Annotated in this window: 4 protein-coding genes; all 4 read left to right on the top strand. The window is 46.7% G+C overall.

The features are described from left to right. The first annotated feature begins 312 nt into the window (after window positions 1-312). The 4 genes from EKA13_RS26720 to dfrA47 all read left to right on the top strand — a co-directional run bounded on the left by EKA13_RS26720 (window position 313) and on the right by dfrA47 (window position 2,747). Complete coding sequence (locus EKA13_RS26720) at window positions 313-969, top strand: quinolone resistance pentapeptide repeat protein QnrVC1 (RefSeq protein ID WP_000415714.1); 657 nt, start codon at window positions 313-315, stop codon at window positions 967-969. A 204-nt stretch (window positions 970-1,173) separates the two neighbouring features. Then, window positions 1,174-1,536, top strand: a complete 363-nt coding sequence (locus EKA13_RS26710) for a cupin domain-containing protein (protein ID WP_065761995.1) — start codon at window positions 1,174-1,176, stop codon at window positions 1,534-1,536. Window positions 1,537-1,674: 138 nt separating this feature from the next. Continuing rightward, window positions 1,675-2,127 (top strand): NAD(+)--rifampin ADP-ribosyltransferase Arr-2, encoded by a 453-nt coding sequence (locus EKA13_RS26705; protein WP_000237816.1) that lies wholly within the window; start codon window positions 1,675-1,677, stop codon window positions 2,125-2,127. Window positions 2,128-2,249: 122 nt separating this feature from the next. Next, complete coding sequence (dfrA47, locus tag EKA13_RS26700) at window positions 2,250-2,747, top strand: trimethoprim-resistant dihydrofolate reductase DfrA47 (RefSeq protein WP_034072810.1); 498 nt, start codon at window positions 2,250-2,252, stop codon at window positions 2,745-2,747. Window positions 2,748-2,900 lie beyond the last annotated feature (153 nt).

Below are 2,900 nucleotides of genomic sequence, written 5' to 3'. Positions count from 1 at the left end.
GCATCCAAGCAGCAAGCGCGTTACGCCGTGGGTCGATGTTTGATGTTATGGAGCAGCAACGATGTTACGCAGCAGGGCAGTCGCCCTAAAACAAAGTTATGTGCTTTCTCTAAAACAAGCCAGATTCACTGAAACTTTCTTCTGGCTGGCCGCATCGGTCGTTTCGAATTAGCCACCTTTAAAATGCCGTTTTGATGCCTTATTTTGGCTAAAACGGGGTGTTTTAAGTTTCTGTTTTTATTGGTTTTGTTTTTGTTGAGAACTTTCAGGTAAATGATAGTCTTCAAATCAAATGTTTTTTGGAGCCACAGCATGGAAAAATCAAAGCAATTATATAATCAAGTGAACTTCTCACATCAGGACTTGCAAGAACATATCTTTAGCAATTGTACTTTTATACATTGTAATTTTAAGCGCTCAAACCTCCGAGATACACAGTTCATTAACTGTACTTTCATAGAGCAGGGGGCATTGGAAGGGTGCGATTTTTCTTATGCTGATCTTCGAGATGCTTCATTTAAAAACTGTCAGCTTTCAATGTCCCATTTTAAGGGGGCAAATTGCTTTGGTATTGAACTGAGAGATTGTGATCTTAAAGGAGCAAATTTTAGTCAAGTTAGTTTTGTAAATCAGGTTTCGAATAAAATGTACTTTTGTTCTGCATACATAACAGGTTGTAACTTATCCTATGCCAATTTTGAGCAGCAGCTTATTGAAAAATGTGACCTGTTCGAAAATAGATGGATTGGTGCAAATCTTCGAGGCGCTTCATTTAAAGAATCAGATTTAAGCCGTGGTGTTTTTTCGGAAGACTGCTGGGAACAGTTTAGAGTACAAGGCTGTGATTTAAGCCATTCAGAGCTTTATGGTTTAGATCCTCGAAAGATTGATCTTACGGGTGTAAAAATATGCTCGTGGCAACAGGAACAGTTACTGGAGCAATTAGGGGTAATCATTGTTCCTGACTAAGCGCAAGATTCGGCTACGCACATAACAAACGCTTTAAGACGGATTCGCAACGTTTGGCGGTTTTAGTTTGAATTGGCTTTTGTATTTACGGTGTAATAATTGAGTGTTGTGGTAGCGTTGCTCACCACTTAAGCGGGCGTTAGAACGTCCAGGCGCAGTTGCGTTTTTAGTACGTGTCCAATCAGTTTTAAATGAGGTGTGAACATGAAAGCAGAAACGGAATCGCGGATTTTTTCGGTGGATGAATATGTCCGTCCGTCTAACGGCGAACCGATTCGTTCGGTTGTTCTGGAAACCAACGACTCCGTCATTGTTGTTTGGCACGCCCACCCTGGGCAGGAAATAGCTGCCCATGTCCATCCTCACGGCCAAGATACTTGGACGGTTATCTCAGGAGAAGCCGAGTACTATCAAGGTGACGGCGTAGCCACTCATATTAAAGCTGGAGATATTGCCATCGCAAAACCTGGGCAAGTACATGGTGCAATGAACTCTGGCCCAGAACCTTTTATATTTGTCTCAGTGGTTGCGCCGGCCAATGCCGGTTTTGCGTTGGCTGAAAAATAAACAGCCACATATGAGTGCCAAGTTACTACGTTCTAACAATCGGCTGCACGGCGACCGGTTTTCCGCTGCTTCGCAGCTACAAACCGGCGCGTGAGCCGGGCGTTATGCAGCCAAATCCCAACAATTAAGGGTCTTAAAATGGTAAAAGATTGGATTCCCATCTCTCATGATAATTACAAGCAGGTGCAAGGACCGTTCTATCATGGAACCAAAGCCAATTTGGCGATTGGTGACTTGCTAACCACAGGGTTCATCTCTCATTTCGAGGACGGTCGTATTCTTAAGCACATCTACTTTTCAGCCTTGATGGAGCCAGCAGTTTGGGGAGCTGAACTTGCTATGTCACTGTCTGGCCTCGAGGGTCGCGGCTACATATACATAGTTGAGCCAACAGGACCGTTCGAAGACGATCCGAATCTTACGAACAAAAAATTTCCCGGTAATCCAACACAGTCCTATAGAACCTGCGAACCCTTGAGAATTGTTGGCGTTGTTGAAGACTGGGAGGGGCATCCTGTTGAATTAATAAGGGGAATGTTGGATTCGTTAGAGGACTTAAAGCGCCGTGGTTTACACGTCATTGAAGACTAGTCCTTTGCATAACAAAGCCATCAAACCGGACGCCAGAGATTCCGCGCCTGTTGCGCATGGCTTCGCCATTTTATGCGCAATAGGCGCGCCACCCTGTCGCCGTTTATGGCGGCGTTAGCCGTATGAACCGGGAATCGGTCCGCATTTATCTGGTCGCTGCCATGGGTGCCAATCGGGTTATTGGCAATGGCCCCGACATCCCCTGGACAATCCCAGGTGAGCAGAAGATTTTTCGCAGGCTCACCGAGGGCAAAGTGGTCGTGATGGGTCGTAAGACATTTGAGTCCATAGGAAAGCCCTTACCAAGCCGCCGCACAGTGGTGCTCTCCCGCCAAGCTGGTTATAGCGCTGCTGGTTGTGCAGTTGTTTCAACGCTGTCGCAGGCTATTGCCATCGCAGCCGAACACGGCAAAGAACTCTACGTAGCCGGCGGAGCCGAGGTATATGCACTGGCACTACCTCATGCCGACGGCGTCTTTCTATCTGAGGTACATCAAACCTTCGAGGGTGACGCCTTCTTCCCTGTGCTCAACGCAGCAGAATTCGAGGTTGTCTCAGCCGAAACCGTTCAAGCCACTATCACGTACACGCACTCCGTCTATGCACGTCGTAACGGCTAACAAGTCCGTCAACGGGACGCCAAACTGCTGCGCAGTTTGGTTCCCTCCGCTGCGCTCCGGCGCCCGTTACGTCCAACGTTAGATGCACTAAGCACATAATTGCTCACAGCCAAACTATCAGGTCAAGTCTGCTTTTATTATTTTTAAGCGTGC

The organism is Pseudomonas defluvii (genome assembly GCF_001695625.1).
GTDB classification, from domain to species: domain Bacteria; phylum Pseudomonadota; class Gammaproteobacteria; order Pseudomonadales; family Pseudomonadaceae; genus Aquipseudomonas; species Aquipseudomonas defluvii.
This window is presented reverse-complemented; position numbering and strand designations above follow the sequence as displayed.

What these genes read in the sequence shown, in the direction of transcription:
- EKA13_RS26710 (WP_065761995.1), top strand. Translation starts at nt 1,174, where the DNA reads ATGAAAGCAGAAACGGAATCGCGGATTTTTTCGGTGGATGAATATGTC.
- dfrA47 (WP_034072810.1), top strand. Translation starts at nt 2,250, where the DNA reads ATGAACCGGGAATCGGTCCGCATTTATCTGGTCGCTGCCATGGGTGCC.
- EKA13_RS26705 (WP_000237816.1), top strand. Translation starts at nt 1,675, where the DNA reads ATGGTAAAAGATTGGATTCCCATCTCTCATGATAATTACAAGCAGGTG.
- EKA13_RS26720 (WP_000415714.1), top strand. Translation starts at nt 313, where the DNA reads ATGGAAAAATCAAAGCAATTATATAATCAAGTGAACTTCTCACATCAG.